The organism is Mesorhizobium sp. WSM4822, from assembly GCF_055811155.1.
The window spans coordinates 242,682-260,148 of sequence record NZ_JBVVQM010000010.1 but is presented as its reverse complement, the minus strand read 5'-3'; the positions used below and the strand labels follow the sequence as shown (position 1 = coordinate 260,148).

At 62.5% G+C, this 17,467-nt stretch carries 15 protein-coding genes, 1 tRNA gene, 1 pseudogene and 1 riboswitch; of the genes and pseudogenes, 8 read left to right on the top strand and 9 right to left on the bottom strand.

Features of this window, described 5'->3' with window-relative positions:
• Positions 1-83: 83 nt before the first annotated feature.
• Together AC0L3E_RS23350 and AC0L3E_RS23345 are read left to right on the top strand one after the other, a co-directional pair.
• Positions 84-1,853: pseudogene (locus tag AC0L3E_RS23350) on the top strand (acyltransferase family protein); the annotation flags it as partial.
• A gap of 217 nt (positions 1,854-2,070) precedes the next feature.
• Positions 2,071-2,144 (top strand) — tRNA-Gly (locus AC0L3E_RS23345).
• A gap of 2 nt (positions 2,145-2,146) precedes the next feature.
• Here AC0L3E_RS23345 and AC0L3E_RS23340 read toward each other — a convergent pair.
• Both AC0L3E_RS23340 and AC0L3E_RS23335 read right to left on the bottom strand, forming a co-directional pair.
• On the bottom strand, positions 2,147-2,383 hold the full coding sequence (locus AC0L3E_RS23340; RefSeq protein WP_127266711.1) for a hypothetical protein: 237 nt from the start codon (positions 2,381-2,383) through the stop codon (positions 2,147-2,149).
• Between the two features lie 130 nt (positions 2,384-2,513).
• Positions 2,514-3,503 carry a LysR family transcriptional regulator gene (locus AC0L3E_RS23335; protein WP_127395813.1) on the bottom strand — a complete coding sequence of 330 codons (990 nt, stop codon included), beginning with the start codon at positions 3,501-3,503 and terminating at the stop codon, positions 2,514-2,516.
• Between the two features lie 313 nt (positions 3,504-3,816).
• On the opposite strand from AC0L3E_RS23335, the gene chvE reads away from it, so the two are divergent.
• From chvE to araD1, 4 genes are all read left to right on the top strand, one after another.
• Complete coding sequence (chvE, locus tag AC0L3E_RS23330; RefSeq protein ID WP_127266709.1) at positions 3,817-4,887, top strand: multiple monosaccharide ABC transporter substrate-binding protein; 1,071 nt, start codon at positions 3,817-3,819, stop codon at positions 4,885-4,887.
• Positions 4,888-5,008: 121 nt separating this feature from the next.
• Positions 5,009-6,541, top strand: coding sequence for a multiple monosaccharide ABC transporter ATP-binding protein (gene mmsA / locus AC0L3E_RS23325; RefSeq protein ID WP_127266708.1), 1,533 nt, complete (start codon positions 5,009-5,011; stop codon positions 6,539-6,541).
• Positions 6,538-7,824, top strand: a complete 1,287-nt coding sequence (gene mmsB, locus AC0L3E_RS23320; protein ID WP_027038593.1) for a multiple monosaccharide ABC transporter permease — start codon at positions 6,538-6,540, stop codon at positions 7,822-7,824. Before mmsA ends, mmsB begins: the two co-directional genes overlap by 4 nt.
• A 306-nt stretch (positions 7,825-8,130) precedes the next feature.
• A complete protein-coding gene (gene araD1 / locus AC0L3E_RS23315) occupies positions 8,131-9,123 on the top strand; it encodes an AraD1 family protein (protein WP_127266707.1) in 993 nt (330 codons plus the stop codon).
• Between the two features lie 178 nt (positions 9,124-9,301).
• Here araD1 and AC0L3E_RS23310 read toward each other — a convergent pair whose 3' ends face one another.
• Together AC0L3E_RS23310 and AC0L3E_RS23305 are read right to left on the bottom strand one after the other, a co-directional pair.
• Positions 9,302-10,072, bottom strand: a complete 771-nt coding sequence (locus AC0L3E_RS23310) for an ABC transporter substrate-binding protein (RefSeq protein WP_292336177.1) — start codon at positions 10,070-10,072, stop codon at positions 9,302-9,304.
• Positions 10,073-10,169: 97 nt separating this feature from the next.
• Positions 10,170-11,264: a 2'-deoxycytidine 5'-triphosphate deaminase gene (locus AC0L3E_RS23305; RefSeq protein ID WP_473605695.1), complete on the bottom strand. Its 1,095-nt coding sequence runs from the start codon at positions 11,262-11,264 to the stop codon at positions 10,170-10,172.
• A 138-nt stretch (positions 11,265-11,402) separates the two neighbouring features.
• A riboswitch (SAM riboswitch) is annotated at positions 11,403-11,480 on the top strand.
• Positions 11,481-11,537: 57 nt separating this feature from the next.
• Here AC0L3E_RS23305 and AC0L3E_RS23300 point away from each other — a divergent pair.
• A complete protein-coding gene (locus AC0L3E_RS23300) occupies positions 11,538-12,725 on the top strand; it encodes an O-succinylhomoserine sulfhydrylase (protein WP_473605694.1) in 1,188 nt (395 codons plus the stop codon).
• Between the two features lie 23 nt (positions 12,726-12,748).
• Here AC0L3E_RS23300 and AC0L3E_RS23295 read toward each other — a convergent pair whose 3' ends face one another.
• The 3 genes from AC0L3E_RS23295 to AC0L3E_RS23285 all read right to left on the bottom strand — a co-directional run bounded on the left by AC0L3E_RS23295 (position 12,749) and on the right by AC0L3E_RS23285 (position 14,586).
• Positions 12,749-13,075 (bottom strand): BrnA antitoxin family protein, encoded by a 327-nt coding sequence (locus tag AC0L3E_RS23295; protein ID WP_236383388.1) that lies wholly within the window; start codon positions 13,073-13,075, stop codon positions 12,749-12,751.
• Positions 13,059-13,328, bottom strand: a complete 270-nt coding sequence (locus tag AC0L3E_RS23290) for a BrnT family toxin (protein ID WP_127272042.1) — start codon at positions 13,326-13,328, stop codon at positions 13,059-13,061. Before AC0L3E_RS23290 ends, AC0L3E_RS23295 begins: the two co-directional genes overlap by 17 nt.
• Positions 13,329-13,434: 106 nt before the next feature.
• The gene (locus AC0L3E_RS23285; RefSeq protein ID WP_127276809.1) at positions 13,435-14,586 is read right to left on the bottom strand and encodes a ceramide glucosyltransferase; all 1,152 of its coding nucleotides are present in this window, start codon (positions 14,584-14,586) and stop codon (positions 13,435-13,437) included.
• A 233-nt stretch (positions 14,587-14,819) separates the two neighbouring features.
• On the opposite strand from AC0L3E_RS23285, the gene apaG reads away from it, so the two are divergent.
• Positions 14,820-15,212, top strand: coding sequence for a Co2+/Mg2+ efflux protein ApaG (gene apaG, locus AC0L3E_RS23280; RefSeq protein WP_127319328.1), 393 nt, complete (start codon positions 14,820-14,822; stop codon positions 15,210-15,212).
• 189 nt (positions 15,213-15,401) lie between these two features.
• Here the strand turns inward: apaG and AC0L3E_RS23275 are convergent, their stop codons facing one another.
• The gene (locus AC0L3E_RS23275) at positions 15,402-16,433 is read right to left on the bottom strand and encodes an Hsp33 family molecular chaperone (protein WP_127319330.1); all 1,032 of its coding nucleotides are present in this window, start codon (positions 16,431-16,433) and stop codon (positions 15,402-15,404) included.
• Between the two features lie 110 nt (positions 16,434-16,543).
• Entirely contained in the window at positions 16,544-17,455 is a 912-nt protein-coding gene (gene argF / locus AC0L3E_RS23270; RefSeq protein ID WP_127267144.1) for an ornithine carbamoyltransferase, read from the bottom strand.
• Between the last annotated feature and the right edge of the window lie 12 nt (positions 17,456-17,467).

The window sequence follows — 17,467 nt, the reverse complement described above, 5'->3', positions numbered from 1 at the left end:
TTTCAGCACGATCGACGACATCGCCGCATGAGCGTGTCGGGTGCGGCCGCACGGATCCTTGTGGTCGCGCGCGGGCCGGCCGGATGAACTACCGGCGCGACATCGACGGTCTGCGGGCCGTTGCGGTGCTGCCTGTCGTGCTCTTCCATTTCGGCGTGTCCGCCATTCCCGGCGGCTTCACCGGTGTCGACATCTTCTTCGTCATATCGGGCTATCTGATCAGCGGCAGCCTGCTCGATGATCTTGAGCGGGGCCAATTCTCGATCGGCCGCTTTTACTGGCGCCGCGCACGGCGCATCCTGCCGGCGCTGACCTTCGTCATCCTGCTCGCGAGCATTGCCGCCTGGTTCATCCTTCTGCCTTCGGATCTCCACGAATTCAGCCTCAGCGTGATCGCCGCCTCGACCTTCTGGTCGAACATCTATTTCTGGAAAACGACGAACTATTTCTCCATCGACGCCGAACTGCGGCCGCTCCTGCACACATGGTCGCTTTCGGTGGAAGAGCAGTATTATATCTTCGCGCCGATCCTCCTTTATCTGATCTACCGATACGTCTCGAAGCGCTGGCTGACGGTACTTCTGCCGATGGCCATCGGCAGCTTTGCCCTGGCAGTCATAGCAACCTCGCTGGCACCGACGGCAGGGTTCTATCTCTTGCCGACGCGCATATGGGAGCTGGCGCTGGGCGCCATGCTGATGTTGCGGAAGCCTCCGGTCCTAGCCAGTCGGCTGGCGGCGGACCTGATCGGCCTCGCCGGCTTTGCCCTCATTGCATTTGGCTTTGTGATGATTTCGGACAGCGATCCGTTTCCCGGCTACAATGCCCTATTCCCCTGCATCGGAACAGCTCTGCTGATCTATGCTGGCCAGGATAGCGCCGACAGGCCGGCACCTGTCGCCACTCGCGTGCTTCGGTTGGCGCCGCTGGTCTGGGTCGGCCTCATTTCCTATTCGCTTTACCTCGTCCACTGGCCAATCAACTCCTTCGTCCATTATCTCTCCTTGAAGACTGTCGGTGTGCCAACGATTATCGCGATGACGGTTGCCAGTTTCGCCTTGGCGGCATTCTCCTGGAAATACGTCGAGCAACCCTTCCGCCACAAACGAGCCTATACCGCCCCGCTGCCCATCTTCGCCTTTTCGGCGACGGCAATCGTGCTGCTGTGCGCCGGTGGTTTGGCCGGCGCACTGGGCAACGGTTTCCCGCAACGGTTTCCGGATTTCTCGACAGAACGTATCCGGGTCGGCGACTGGCGCAACGGCATCTGTTTCAACGAAAACGGGACCCGCATCGAAGACTGGAACCTTGCCGACTGCACCCGGACAACGGGCTTTGCCACCAATGTGCTGCTGTGGGGCGATTCTTTCGCTGCCCACTATGTTCCGGGACTTGAGCCCAACGCCCAGAAAATCCAGGCCAATGTCATCCAATACACCTATGCCGGCTGTCCGCCCGACCTGACCTATTTTTCCTATGCTCGGCCCGCCTGCACCCGCTTCAACGAACGGGCCTTGTCGATCATTCGCGACGCCAACATCCAGGCGGTGATCCTGAGCGGCCGATGGACCGACTACCAGGCCAGGGGCTTCGACGGCCTGCAGAAGACGATCGATCGGCTTCGCGGGATGGGGGTCAAGGTCTATACCGTCGGCCAGTCTCCGGAATTCATCGCCGACGTCCAGAAGATCGCTTTCTTGGTGAGACGGGAGCATGCCGGAACCACATCCTGGCCGATGGCTATGGATCCGGACATCAACGCACGGGTTCTGCCGTTCACCAAAGGGGCCGATTTCATAGATCCGCTGACGTATCTGTGCGACTCGGCCGGTTGTTCATACGCCGATGCCACGACCAATGAATTTCTCTACTTCGACTATGGCCACTTCTCTTCCGCCGGCGCGACGCTGGCCATCTCGAAATACTGGCCAAGCTTCGCCACCAGCAATGAGGTCGCGGAGGCAAAACGGCAACGGCCGCGGGCGCGCCGTGATCCGCAGCACGACCGTCGTGAGAACAGACCGCTTTGCGATTGCCCGAAGGCTAACCCTCATGGTAACGAGGGCGCACGCGGGTATGATGTAATGGTAGCTTGTCAGCTTCCCAAGCTGAACGCGAGGGTTCGATTCCCTCTACCCGCTCCAGTCTAAGGCGTCAGAACCATTTCAGCGCCTGCCTGTTCGTCGAACACAACCGAGCAGCCTCGCGCAAGCGCCACCGTTGCGAGGGCGTTTGCTGCCACGTCATCCGATGAAACGAAATCGCCGGTCAACACCCGCAATTCTTCAACGCCTTCAGCCATGGAAACGAAATTCCCGACCGATCGATCGTGCTTGCAGGCCTCGATCACGCAAAGCAGATCGATGATTTCGAAGCTGCGCATGTTCAGCCTCCAGAAGAAATCGCCCCTTGCAAGATCATGAACGCATCGGCGGGAAATAATGTTCCCAGCTCGCTTTCGCCGGCCTCGGCCTGGCGGTGCTTTCGCCGGACAACCTTACCCGAGCGAGCCATCATCCCACTTCCCTCAGAATGAAGTCGTGCAGCATCTTGGCGGCCGGCGACAGTGCGCGATTCCTGACCGTGATCAGGCTGTAGGGCCTGACCTCGATGTCGAATTCGGTCTGGACGACGTCGATGGCGCCGGCCAGCCCGTCAGGGTTCTGGATGAATTTCGCCACCTGGACAGAGACCGGTGCGATGGCATCGGATTGCGCGACCATGACCAGGGTCAGGAGCAGCGAACTGGTGTTCAGGATACGGTCCGGCAAAGCGATGTTGCGGTTGAGGAAGTTGCTCTCCATGGCCTGGCGCAAGGGCGAGCCGCCAGACTGGAAGACCCAGTCATAGGCGGCGGTCTCTTCCAGCCGCACCGCCTCGCCCTTGGTGAGCGGATGGCCCCGGCGCACGATCAGGCAGGCCTTCTCGACGCCGATGACGCGCGACTCGAACAGCCGCGGATTGAGATCGTCCGGGATGCGGGCGATGATGAAGTCATGGCGCGTGGCGATCAGCTCGCGTGCCAGCACATTGGAGGTCTCGACCTGCATGGTGATCTCGATGCGCGGATAGATGCGGCGGATTTCACGAATTGCCGGCACCGCCAGCTCGATTGCAGGCGCGGTCACGGCACCCAGGAAAACCGAACCACCCTTGCCCGCCTTGAGCTCGGAAATCTCGCGGTCCACCTCACGCATCTCCAGCAGGATCGAGCGCGCCCGCCTGGCCAAAGCCTTGCCGTATGGCGTCAAGGTGATACCGCGCGGCAGCCTCTCGCACAGCTTGACCTCCAGCACCGCCTCCATCTCTGCGATCATGCGCGAGGCCGCCGGCTGCGAAATATTCAGAACCTGGGCTGCCGCGCTGACCCGGCTGTGGTCGTCTAGCGCGACGATCATGCGCATGTGACGCAGACTGAGACCGCTGCGCAGCAGGGTTTCGCCATCGCCCGGTGCTTCTCTGTAACCATTTGAAGCTGTTGTCGGATTCCCGGGCCGCGCCATCGCTTTTCCCTGCCTTCTGCTCGTGTAAGGCCGACCTTGGAGTCAGCCCGTCACGTCCCAATACATATACCAACCATGATATAGCAACCATCAAAGATCGCATTTGACAGTTATGGCAAAGACCCACACCCTCCGCGCGTTCCAAGACGTGACGGTCGCTGACGAGAAAAATCGTATCGATTGAATCAGCGTCTCGGGGCCATGGGAGGATACCGGAGATCGATATGACGGCAGCAGTGCCCTTGGCGCTTCTGCACGATTGCGCGGCCCGCGACCCCCGGGGTGCCGCGTCCATCAAACAGGGAGAGTTAAAGTGAAAATCATCAAGACACTGGCCGCCGTCGCGGCCCTTGGCATCGCTGCCATGACCTACTCGGCGCACGCAGCCGACAAGGGTCTTGTCGGCGTGCTGATGCCGACCAAGACCTCGCAGCGCTGGATCAATGACGGCGACGCCGTCAAGTCCCAGCTCGAGGCTCTCGGCTACACCGTCGACCTGCAATACGCGCAGGACGACATCCCCAACCAGCTCAGCCAGCTGGAAAACGAAATCACCAAAGGCCCGAAGGCGCTGATCATTGCTTCGATCGACGGCACCACCCTGTCGGATGCTCTGCAGAAGGCCGCTGACGCGGGCGTCGTCGTCGTCGCCTATGACCGCCTGATCAAGAAGACCGCCAATGTCGACTACTACACCACCTTCGACAATTTCGGCGTCGGCGTGATCCAGGCGAATTCGCTGGTCAAGGGCCTCAAGGAGCGCTTCCCGAACACCAAGCCGTGGAACGTCGAACTGTTCGGCGGCTCGCCCGACGACAACAACGCCTTCTTCTTCTACGACGGTGCGATCTCCGTCCTGCAGCCACTGATCGACGACGGCTCGATCAAGATCAAGTCCGGCCAGACCGGCATGGACAAGGTCGGCACGCTGCGCTGGCTCGCCGCCACCGCCCAGGCGCGCATGGACAATCTGCTGTCGGCCAACTATTCGGACGGCAGCCGCGTCGATGGCGTTCTGTCGCCCTATGACGGCCTGTCGCGCGGCATCACCGCCTCGCTGCGCGCCGTCGGTTACGGCACGGACGCACAGCCTTGGCCGATCGTGACTGGCCAGGATGCCGAGACCGCCTCGGTCAAGCTGATCATCACGGGCGAGCAGTACTCGACCGTGTTCAAGGACACCCGCGAACTGGCCAAGGCCACCGTCGAGCTCGTCGACAAGGTGCTCTCGGGCGGCAAGCCGGACGGCCTCGATGAAAAGACCTACAACAACGACGTCAAGGTCGTCCCCTCGATCCTGTTGACGCCGCATGAGGTCGACAAGTCGAACTACCAGGCGCTGGTCGTCGACTCCGGCTACATCAAGGCCGACGAACTGAAGTAACCCCGGTTACAAAGTCAGGGGTCCTGCGCAACGCAGGGCCCCTTTTCGTTCACCAGCGAGCCCGGTATTGTCGCCGACCTCGCCGGCAATGTTTGCCGACCTCTCAAGGAGCGGTTGTCCCATGGCCTCGACGATTTTGGAGATGCGCGACATCACCAAGACGTTCCCCGGCGTGAAGGCGCTGTCGAACGTCAACCTCAGCGTCGAGGAAGGCGAGATTCATGCCGTGGTCGGCGAGAACGGCGCCGGCAAGTCGACGCTGATGAAGGTGCTGTCGGGCGTCTATCCCTCAGGAACCTATGACGGCCAGATCATCTTTAACGGCGGGGAATGCCAGTTCAAAGGCATCCATGACAGCGAGCGCAAGGGCATCGTCATCATCCACCAGGAACTTGCGCTGGTGCCGATGCTGTCGATCGCCGAAAACATTTTCCTCGGCAACGAGCACGCCAGATACGGCATCATCGACTGGAATTCCAACGAGGCGCGCACCAGCGCCCTGTTGAAGAAGGTGGGCCTCAAGGAGGACCCCAAGACGCTGATCACCAATATCGGCGTCGGCAAGCAGCAGCTGGTCGAGATCGCCAAGGCGTTGAGCAAGGAAGTCAAGCTCCTGATCCTGGACGAGCCGACGGCGTCGCTCAGCGAAAAGGACAGCCAGGCGCTGCTCGACCTTCTGCTCGAATTCAAGCGGCAGGGCATGACCTCGATCCTGATCTCGCACAAGCTCAACGAGGTGAACCGGGTCGCAGACAAGGTGACGGTGATCCGTGACGGGCGCACCATCGAGACGCTGGCCAAGAAGGACATCTCTGAAGACCGCATCATCACTTCGATGGTCGGCCGCTCACTCGACGACCGCTATCCGCCGCGCGAGCCTGACATCGGCGAGGTCGTGTTCGAAGTGAAGAACTGGTCGGTCTATCACCCGATCCATGCCGAGCGGCAGGTGATCAAGGGCATCGACATCAACGTGCGCAAGGGCGAAGTGGTGGGCATTGCCGGGCTGATGGGCGCTGGCCGCACCGAATTCGCCATGAGCCTGTTCGGCCGCTCCTACGGCCGCCGCATCTCCGGCGAGGTGCTGCTCAAGGGCAAGCCGGTCGACGTTTCCTCGGTGAGCAAGGCGGTCCAACACGGCATCGCCTACGTCACCGAGGACCGCAAGACCTACGGTCTCAACCTCATCGACCATATCAAGCACAACATCACGCTGGCCAATCTTGGCGGCGTCTCGCGCCACAGCGTGATCGACGACATGCGCGAGCTCGCCGTTGCCAACGACTATCGCAAGAAGACCAATATCCGCGCGTCCAGCGTCTATCAGATGACCGGCAATCTCTCCGGCGGCAACCAGCAGAAAGTGGTGTTGTCGAAATGGCTGTTCGCCGACCCGGACGTGCTGATCCTCGACGAGCCGACGCGCGGCATCGATGTCGGCGCCAAGTACGAAATCTATACGATCATCGCCCGTCTCGCGGCTGAGGGTAAGGCGATCGTCGTCATCTCGTCGGAAATGCCGGAATTGCTTGGCATCACCGACCGCATCTACGTCATGAACGAAGGGCGCATCGTGGGCGAAATGCCCGCCGCGGAAGCAAGCCAGGAAAAAATAATGCGCGCCATCGTTCGTGGAGAAGGAAAAGCAGCATGAGCACCGAAAGCGCCCCCGCCCCGCAGGGCAACGTCGCCGAAGAGCAGCGCCCACGCATCGCCGTCTCGGCGCTGACGACGAACCTGCGCGAATATGGCCTGATCCTGGCGCTGATCGCCATCATGGTGTTCTTCCAGTTCACCACGAACGGAACGCTGTTCAAGCCGGTGAATCTTAGCAACCTGGTGCAGCAGAACTCGTTCATCATCGTGATGGCGCTGGGCATGCTGCTGGTCATCGTCTCCGGCCATATCGATCTAAGCGTTGGCTCGGTCGCTGGCTTCATCGGCGCGCTGGCGGCGATGATGATGGTCATCTGGCCGCTCGGTCCGTTCAGCAATCCGCTGGTGGTGTCGATCATCTGCCTGATCGTGGGCGGCGCGATCGGTGCGGCGCAAGGCTATTGGATCGCCTATCACCGAATACCGAGCTTCATCGTCACGCTGGCCGGCATGCTGATCTTCCGCGGCATCTGCCAGGCCCTGCTGGGCGGCGGATCCTCGGTGGGGCCGCTACCCGATGGCTTCAAGGCGCTCAGCTCCGGCTTCATCCCGGATGTCATCGGCCCGCTGACGCTGATCCCGCCGACAGTGAACGCGGCCGGCAAGACCATCATGGGCAGCGGCCTGACTCTGCACATGACGACGATCGTGCTGGGCCTGATCGCTGTGCTGGCCTACGCCTATTTCGGGGTGAGGACGCGCCGCAAGCGCGAACGCCATGGCTATGAGGCCGAGCCCTTTGCCCTGTTCGTCGTCAAGACGCTGGTCGGCAGCGCGCTGGCGCTGTTCCTGGTCTACCAGTTCGCCAGCTACAGGGGCCTGCCGGTGGTGCTGCTCGTCATGGGCGTGCTGATCTCGCTGTTCGTCTTCGTCACCAAGCGCATGACCATCGGCCGCCGTATCTACGCCATGGGCGGCAATTCCAAGGCGGCGCAGCTGTCAGGCATCAACACCGAGCGGCTGACGCTGATGGTGTTCATCAATATGGGCGTTCTGTCGGCGCTCGGCGGCCTGATCATCGCGGCGCGACTGGGACAGGCGGTGCCGGCCGCGGGCCTCGGCAGCGAGCTCGACGTCATCGCCGCCGTCTTCATCGGCGGCGCCTCGGCGATGGGCGGCGTCGGTCAGGTCATCGGCGCGGTGGTCGGCGGCTTCATCATGGGCGTGATGAACAACGGCATGTCGATCATGGGCGTCAACGTCGACTGGCAGCAGGTGGTCAAAGGCCTGGTGCTGCTCGGTGCCGTGATCTTCGACGTCTACAACAAGAACAAGGCTTGAACGGGCTTAAGAGCAATTCCAAGGAAAAGTGTGAAACGGTTTTCCGCCTGGAATTGCGCCAAGACAATGAGTTAGTGCGGTTCGCCGTTTCCGTGAAACGGTGAACTGCTCTAGGCGAGGCAAGCAGGAGGCATACGATCGCGGCGCTGCCGGCAACCCGCCGGTAACAGAAGTCCCTGAGGGACCAGGCCCGCGAGCGCAATCCGAACTGAGAATTTAAACCGTGGCATGGACGAGGTCCCGGCCGCGCTGAGTAAGGTCTGCCGTTTTGGCAGTCCTGCCAAGGCAAATGAGAGAGGATTCATCATGCTGATCTCCCAGATCCTCGACGACGCCGAGACCATCCGCGTCGTCGCCCGCAATGGCGGCAAGACCCGGATCATCAATGGCGCCCGCAGCGTCTATTCGCTGGCGATGGAGGCCGCCCGCACCGGCGTCGGCCTCGTCGCGCTGATCGAACGCAAGGGCCTTGGCGAGACGGTCGATCTCGAGGCCGCTTACAAGAAGGGGCGGCTGCTGTCGCCGATCAATCACCCTGATCCGGCGCATCTGCACCTGACCGGCACCGGGCTGACGCATCTCGGCTCCGCCGCGACGCGCGATTCCATGCACAAGAAGCTGAGCGCCGACGGCGAGGAGCAGCTCACCGATTCCATGAAGATGTTTCGCATGGGGCTGGAGGGCGGCAAGCCGGCGAATGGCCAGATCGGCGTGCAGCCGGAATGGTTCTACAAAGGCAACGGCACGATGGCGGTGGCGCCAGGTGCCGCACTTCTGTCACCGGCCTTTGCCAAGGACGCCGGCGAAGAGCCCGAGGTGGCCGGCATCTATGTCATCGGCGACGACGGCGCACCTTTCCGCGTCGGCTTCACGCTGTCGAACGAGTTTTCCGACCACGTCACCGAGCGCGTGAACTATCTGTTCCTCGCCCATTCCAAGCTGCGCAACGCCTCGTTCGGTCCGGAAATCCTGATCGGCGACCTGCCGCCCGATATCCGCGGCACCTCGCGCATCGTGCGTGACAGCGAGGTGCTGTGGGAAAAGCCGTTCCTGTCCGGCGAAGCGAACATGTCGCACACCATCGCCAATCTCGAACATCACCATTTCAAATACGCGGCCTTCCGCCAGCCGGGCGACGTGCATGTGCATATGTTCGGCACGGCCACGCTCTCTTTCGCCGACGGCATCAGGACCGAGGCCGGCGATGTGTTCGAGATCGAGGCCGGGGACTTCGGCCTGCCGCTGCGCAATCCGCTGGAGATCGAAAAGCCGGTGAAGGTGGCTGTGAAGGCGCTGTAGAAAGGGTAATCTCCCCCCTTGAGGGGGAGATGTCGCCGAAGGCGACAGAGGGGGTCGTCGCGCGTGGAGTGCCGACGTCTTCTGCGGCACCAAACGACGTTGGCGCTCTACGCGCTGCGACCCCCTCTGGCCTGCCGGCCATCTCCCCCTCAAGGGGGGGAGATTGCAGCGCCCAGCCTCAATAAATATCGAAGTCGAAATACTTGGCCTGGATCTTCTTGTAGGTGCCGTCGGCGACGATCGCGTCGATGGCCGCGTTGAGCTTGTCGCGCAGGGCCGTGTCTTCCAGGCGCACGGCAATGCCGGCTTGCGTTTCGGTGCCCTTGACGTCGCCGACCAGCTTGCAGCAGCCGTCGCTTGCCTTCTTCAGCCAGTCCATCAGGACGAACTTGTCCGAGATCACAGCGTCGAGACGACCGTTGGTCAGGTCGGTGATCGCCTCTTCCTGGGTCGGATAGAGCTTTGCCTCCGCGCCTGCCTTGCCATACTCATTCTGGGCGTAGTCGGCCTGCGTGGTCGAAGCCTGGGCGCCGACCGTCTTGCCGGCCAGTGCCGGTGGTTCGGTCGAGGTGAGATCGCTGTCCTTCGGCGCCACCAGGGCGAGCGGTGTCGTATAATATTTGTTGGTGAAGGCGACCTGCTTCTTGCGCTCCTCGGTGATGCTCATCGAGGCGATGATGGCGTCGAATTTCTTCGCCTGCAAAGCGGGAATGATGCCGTCCCAGTCCTGGGTGACGATCTCGCACTCGACCTTCATCTGCGCGCATAGTGCATTGGCGATGTCGATGTCGAAGCCTTCGACCTTGCCGTCAGCCGTAATGGTGTTGAAAGGCGGATAGGCGCCCTCCGTGCCGATCTTGATTTTCTCCTGCGCCTGCGAAAGCGAGCCGGCCGCCACCACCAGCATGGCAGCGCCTGCTGCCGATATGATCCATTTCGAAATCTGCATTTTCTTGGTTCCCCTTGAACGCCGGCATCTTGACGACCAGCAAGGCAGCCAAGCATGGCGAGCCAGCGCAGGCAAGTATTTTGCCTGACGGCGGCGCTCAGCGCGCGGCGCGGAAATGCTTGGACAGCTTCAGGCCCTGCGCCTGATAGTTGGAGCCGAGATCGGTGCCATAGAGGGCCTGCGGCCGCTTCAGCATATGCTCGTAGACCAGCCGGCCGACGATCTGGCCATGGTCGAGAATGAACGGCACTTCATGGCTGCGTACTTCCAGCACCGCCCGGCTGCCCGTGCCGCCAGACGCGGAGTGGCCGAAGCCCGGATCGAAGAAGCCGGCATAATGGACGCGGAATTCGCCGACCAGCGGATCGAAGGGCGTCATCTCGGCGGCGTAGAGCGGCGGCACGTGCACCGCCTCCTGGCTGACGAGGATGTAGAACTCGTCGGGATCGAGCACCAGTTCGCCGGCGCCGCTCTTGTGGATCGGCTCCCAGAAGTCGACGACTTCCTGCGCGGCGCGCTTGTCGACATCGACGAGGCCGGTGTGATGCTTGCCGCGGTAGCCGACCAGGCCGTTTTGGTCGCCGTTGAGGTCAATCGACAGCGCGATGCCGCCGCCGGAAATGTTCGGCGGCTCGGTGGCGACCAGCATCTCGGTGCGATGCAGGTCGTGCAGCTCGACTTCGGAGAGCAGCGCATTGCCGGTGCGGAAACGGATCTGCGACAGGCGTGAGCCGGTGCGGACCACGATCGGGAAGGTGCGCGGGCTGACTTCCAGAAAGAGCGGGCCATGATAGCCGGCGGCGATCTTGTCGAACTCGTGGCCGCGATCGGTCATGACGCGGGTGAAGATGTCGAGCCGCCCGGTCGAGCTCTTCGGATTGGCCGAGGCCGAAATGTCCGCCGGCAGCGCCAGGCTTTCAAGCAAGGGCACGATGTAGACGCAGCCGGTCTCGAGCACCGCGCCCTCGGCAAGATTGATCTCGTGCAGCTGCAGCCGGTCGAGCTTTTCCGAGACCTTGTGATTGGGCCCGGGCAGGAACGAGGCCCGCACCCGCCAGGCCTTGTCGCCGAGCCTGAGATCGAGGCTGGCCGGCTGGATCTGGTCGGCGTCGAGCGCACGCGCCGACTTCAGCGCGCCGGACTGGAACAGCGCCGATATGTCCTGATCGGGAAGAATGCCTGTCTGCCGCAAGGCTCCACTCCTAGGTCAGACGTTTTTCTTGTCGCAGGTTCTGGTCGCAAAACCGTGGAACACTTTTGCGGAACCTGCTTGGTACAAACCTCTTAATGAAGCCCGCAATTGACGCAAGCGCGGTGCGGGTCTAAAGGGTCGTTATCCCGTGGTGATTTGGCCGGTCGGCTTGCAGCCACGTTAAACAAGTCGCTAAAGGACCGTCGGGCCGCAAGGCCGTATGGACCGGTTGCGACTTTCGCGGCCGGTTTTTTTGTGTCTGGAAGAAAAGCGATGAGCACCAAGCAGCGCAACTGGAAGCCTCAGACGGCACTCGTGCACAGCGGAACGCTGCGTTCCGGTTTCGGCGAAACATCGGAAGCGATTTACCTGACCCAGGGCTATGTCTACGAAACGGCACAGGCCGCCGAAGCCCGTTTCAAGGGCGAGGAGCCGGGTTTCATCTATTCGCGCTACGCCAACCCCACCGTCGACATGTTCGAGAAGCGCATGTGCGCGCTCGAAGGCGCCGAAGACGCCCGCGCCACCGCGTCCGGCATGGCCGCGGTGACGGCCGCCCTTCTGTGCAGCGCCAAGGCCGGCGACCATATCGTGGCGGCACGTGCGCTGTTCGGCTCCTGCCGCTGGGTGGTCGAGACGCTGGCGCCGAGATACGGCATCGAGGCGACGCTGGTCGACGGCACCGACATCGCCAATTGGGAAAAGGCGATCAAGCCGAACACCAAGCTGTTCTTCCTGGAAAGCCCGACCAATCCGACGCTGGAAGTGGTCGATATCGCCGCTGTCGCTTCGCTTGCCAATTCGATCGGCGCAAGGCTGATCGTCGACAATGTCTTCGCCACGCCTTTGCAGCAGAAGCCCTTGCAGCTCGGCGCCCATATCGTCGTCTATTCGGCGACCAAGCACATAGACGGCCAAGGGCGCTGTCTCGGCGGCGTGATCCTGTCGGACAAGAAGTGGATCGACGAGAACCTGCACGACTATTTCCGCCATACCGGCCCAAGCCTTTCGCCCTTCAACGCCTGGACGCTGCTGAAGGGCCTGGAGACGCTGCCGCTACGCGTGCGCCAGCAGACGGAAAGTGCCGGCCGGATCGCGGATTTCCTGGCCGAGCGGCCGGAAATCGCCCGCGTCATCTATCCCGGCCGCGCCGACCATCCGCAGGCCGACATCGTCAAGAAGCAGATGTCGGGCGGCTCGACACTGATCTGTCTCGACGTCAAGGGCGGCAAGCAGGCGGCCTTCGCCTTGCAGAACGCGCTCGACATCGTCCTGATCTCCAACAATCTCGGTGACGCCAAGAGCCTGATCACCCATCCGGCGACGACGACGCACAAGAATTTGAGCGACGAAGCGCGCGCCGAGCTCGGCATCGGGCCGGGCACGCTCAGACTTTCGGTTGGGCTGGAGGACACCGACGATCTGCTCGAGGACATCGCGCAGGCGCTGAAGGCCAGGTAGCGCGCGCGAGCGTCGTCACAGGATTACAGGCCGACCGCCTTGCGCAGCACTTCGTTCATGCGGGTCTGCCAGCCATCGCCAGCGGCCTTGAAGCGGTCGAGAACGTCGGCGTCGAGGCGTAGCTGTACGGCACGTTTGGGCCGGGCAAGCGGCGGCCGGCCAACCTTGCGGCGCGAAACGGCATCGGTTGGCTGCGCATCCGGATCGGCTTCGGCCGCAGCGGTGATCTTGGCATCTTCTTCGTCGGTCATCGCGGCAAGCGCCTTTTTGGCCAACGCCAAAGCGTCAGCACGTGACAGCTGGGGCGCAGCAGCCTCACGGCGTACGATCGTCTTAGAGGTTTTCGACATAGTCCGTAATTTCCTGCCTTGTGGCCTTGCGCAGCGAAATAACGCGGATGGCGTATCGTCGCTCGACATAAACCATCACATGGACGCCAGTTCCGATCAGACCGATGGCAACGAGGCGGTCCTCGCCAAAGTCCTCGCTGTCGTCGAGCCTGATAGCGGCGTTGGCGAAGTCGAAGGATGGTGCGATCGCAAAATCCACGCCATGCTTGGCCCTGTTCATCCTGGCCTTGTTTTCATCCCACTCGAACTGCATCGCCGCCGGTGCGTTCCCATAAATTATGTATACACAAAAATAGAGCCTAACGCAACATTTCCGTATATACGATAACTATTCCAGCGGTCAAACCTAGCTGACGCCTTCAGGCGCCGGACGGCGTCTCTTCCAGCTCGGCCGTCTTGGTGCCGATGGTCATCGCATTGCCGCGCCAGTCGACGGCGCCGCCGAGCCAGCCGCGTCCCCACATCGCCGGCAGGATCAGGTCGCGCGCCATGATCGCGGCGACCATGCGTGGCGACAGGTACCAGCCCTTGGACCAGGCCAGGGCGCACTCCGGAAGGTAGAAGGCCGCCAGTACGGCAATGGCGGTTGCCCAGAGGCTGAAACCGGCACTGGCTGCGGCAATCAGCGCAAGCACCAGCGGCACCAAGGCGCCGGTCAGGATTTCGGGTGCGAAGAACAGCGGGAAAGTGACGCGGCGCAGGCGCGCCCAGCGGGCCTGACGCGACCAGATCTCGTCAAACGAGCGCCGGCCAAGCGGCTGCTCGAAGGGGGCGGCGACGAGATTGACGCGCAAGCCGAGGCTGTTCACCAGCTTGGTCGCGGCGGCGTCCTCGGCGATCTCGGCGGCCAGCGCGCGGATGCCGCCATTGGCGTCGAGCATCGGCTTGTTCCAGAGCATGCTCTTGCCCTGGGCAAACCCAAGGCCGAGCGCCTCGCCGGCATATTGCCAGCGCGCCTGCAGCGTGTTGAGGAAAGCGCATTCGACCTCGGCCCAGAAGCCGGCAGGCCGGGAGCCGATCGGCGTCGAGCAGACAAGGCCGGTGCCGGACCGCCAGGCAGCCATCAGGTGCTGGACGTAGTCTCTCGGCATCAGCACGTTGGAATCGGCCAGGACGACCCAGTCGTGCCGCGCCGCTTCCCAGCCCTTGACGCAATTGTTGAGTTTCGGATTGGCGCTGATGCGGTCGTCGCCGATAAGCAGCCGGGCTGGCACTTTCGGAAACCGGACGATCGTCCTGTTTATCAATTTGACCACGGGATCGTCGGCATGGGCAACGCAGAAAATCAACTCGTAGCGCGGCCAATCGAGCGAGAAGGCGCGTTCCAGCGTCTCCTGCGTGAACGGCTCGACGCCGCGCGACGGCACGACGATCGACACCGGCCGCGGCTTGGCGGCCGGCGGCCCAATGGTGTGGCGCCGTTTCAGACGCGAAGCGGCGAGCACGATGCTGGCGAGATTCGAGAGGATGAGGACAGTTGAAAGCGTGGCGGCTATGAGAGTGAGTTCCATCGAGATCCGGTCACTCCAGGAAAACCGGTCCGCAAGATGGCCGGTTTCAACAGTTCAGCAGAGCGCCCGAGTCGCGCATCACCAGTCCGCGCACACCATCATTGTCATATGTCACTTAAATGACATTCTTTGTCGGCACCTGCCCGCGAGGTCGGCCAGAGGAGGCTTCGGTCGGTTGACCTAACCGCACAGAGCGCCGAAAGTTCCGCTGGAACCGTTTTTTGGAGCCGCTTATGTATAGCGCCGTCACGCGCAACATCGAAGTGCAGGTCAGGCCATTCTATCTGGAGGACCGTTCGGATCCCTCGGAGAACCGCTATGTCTGGGGCTATCAGATAACGATCGACAATCAGTCGGACGACTTCGTGCAGCTTCTGTCGCGCTATTGGCACATCACCGACGGCACCGGCCGGGTGGAGGAGGTGCGCGGCCCCGGCGTCGTCGGCGATCAGCCCGAACTCAATCCCGGCGACAGCTACCAATACACGTCCGGTTGCCCGCTCTCGACACCATCCGGCATCATGGTCGGGCACTACACGATGCGCAACCAGCAGGGCGAGACGTTCGACATCGCCATTCCGGCGTTTTCGCTGGACCTGCCGGGGACGCGGCGGACGGTGAATTAGCGTCTTTCTCCCCGTTCTACGGGGAGAAATGCCCGGCAGGGCAATGAGGGGCGGCGCCGGACTCTCGGATATATTGCGTGCACAACGGCGTACGATTGAGTACGTGCGGCCAGTCGCCGCCGTCTGCGCTGCCCCTCATCCGCCCTTCGGGCACCTTCTCCCCGTAAACGGGGAGAAGGAAAAACCCTGCTACTGCGCCGCGAATTCCGCCGGGTCGAAGTCATATTGCTTCGAGCAGAATTCGCAGGCGACGTGGATGCCGCCGTCCTCTGTACTGTCCTTGATCTCCTGCGCGGAAAAACCCTCGAGGATGCCGCGGATCTTGTCCCTGGAGCACGAGCACTGGTCGGCGACCGGGACGCCGCCGAAGACGCGCACGCCATGCTCGTGGAACAGCCTGTAAAGCAGCCGCTCGGCGCCGATTGTCGGGTCGATCAGTTCGGTCGGCTCGATCGTGCCGAGCAGCGCCAGCAACTCCTGCCAGGAATTGTCGACCGGGTCGTGGATCTCCTCGCGCGGATCGCCATCGCCACCCGGCAGGTCCGGGACGCGCATGCGCTCGGGCGACTGCGGCAGGAACTGCGCCAGGATACCACCGGCGCGCCACTGCTCGCGGGCACCGCCAGGACCGGGCGTCAAAAGCTTGGCCACCGACAGCCTGAGATCGGTCGGGATCTGTTCCGACTGGCGAAAATAGGTGCGTGCCGCATCTTCCAGCGTCTCGCCGTCGAGTTGGACGATGCCCTGGTAGCGCTGCGTGTGAGCGCCCTGGTCGATGGTCAGCGCCAGCACGCCGCTGCCAAGCAGCGTCTGCTGGGAAGTTTCGCCGGCCGCGACAAGGGCTTCCAGCCGGTCGGCGTCAAAACGCGCATAGGCGCGCAGCGCCGAGGGCGTGGAAAAATCCGCGACCAGCATGTCGACAGGCCCGTCGGTGCGGGTCTGGAGGATGAACTTGCCCTCGAACTTCAGCGAGGTGCCGAGCAGCACGGTCAGCACACAGGCCTCCGCCAGAAGGCGGGCGACCGGCTCGGGATAATCGTGGCGGCTGAGGATGGCATCGAGCATCGGCCCGAGTTGGACGGTGCGGCCCCGCACATCGAGCGGGCCGACCTCGAACGGCACGACATGATCGTCGCCGGCATAGCCAAATTCGCCGAGTTTGGGGTGATGTTCAGTCACTTGATAGGTTTCCAACATGACAAAGCTCCAGGGCGCGGCCATGCCGCCCTCCGGGGCGCATGCGTCGAAACGCGCTTGATTTGCGTGATGCGGCGCAAATAGGCATCACACCCCCGCAGATCAAGCTCCCGGGGATCAAGCGCCGAGACACTTCAAGCGCCGAGACACCAGGCAAGCACCGCCTTCTGGGCATGGAGCCGGTTCTCGGCCTCGTCGAAGACCACCGAATGCGGCCCGTCGATGACCTCGTCCGTCACTTCCTCGCCACGATGCGCCGGCAGGCAATGCATGAACAGCGCGTCCGGCTTGGCCTTGGCCATCAGCTTGGCGTTGACCTGATAGGGCGAGAACACGTTGTGGCCGCGGGCGCGATGCTCCTGACCCATCGAGACCCAACAATCCGTGACGATGCAGTCGGCCTGATCGACGGCTTCCTCGGGCGAGCGGGTGAAGTGCAGCTTGCCGCCATGTGCCCGCGACCAGTCGATATGCTTCTGCGCCGGTTCGCTGCCCTCGGGCACGGCGACGTTGAGGTTGAAGCGGAATCGGGCCGAGGCCTCGAGCAAGGAATGCAGCACATTGTTGCCGTCTCCGGTCCAGGCGATGGTCTTGCCGGCGACCGGACCGCGATGTTCCTCGAAGGTCATGATATCGGCCATCAGCTGGCAGGGATGGGTGTCGTCGGTCAATCCGTTGATCACCGGCACGGTGGCGTTCTCGGTCAATTCCAGCAGGCGCTCATGCGAGGTGGTGCGGATCATGATCGCATCGACATAGCGCGACAGCACCTTGGCCGTGTCGGCAATTGTCTCGGAGCGGCCGAGCTGCATCTCGGTGCCGGTCAGCATGATGGTCTCGCCGCCGAGCTGCCGCATGCCGACGTCGAAGGAGACGCGCGTGCGCGTCGACGGCTTGTCGAAGATCATCGCCAGCACCTTGCCTTCGAGCGGTTTGGTGCGCTCGCCGGCCTTGAGGCGCGCCTTTCGCACCACCGCATCGTCCAGCATCAAGCGCAGATCGCCTTCGGAAACGGTGGAAAGATCGGTGAAATGGCGAACTGACATCTGCAATGGTTC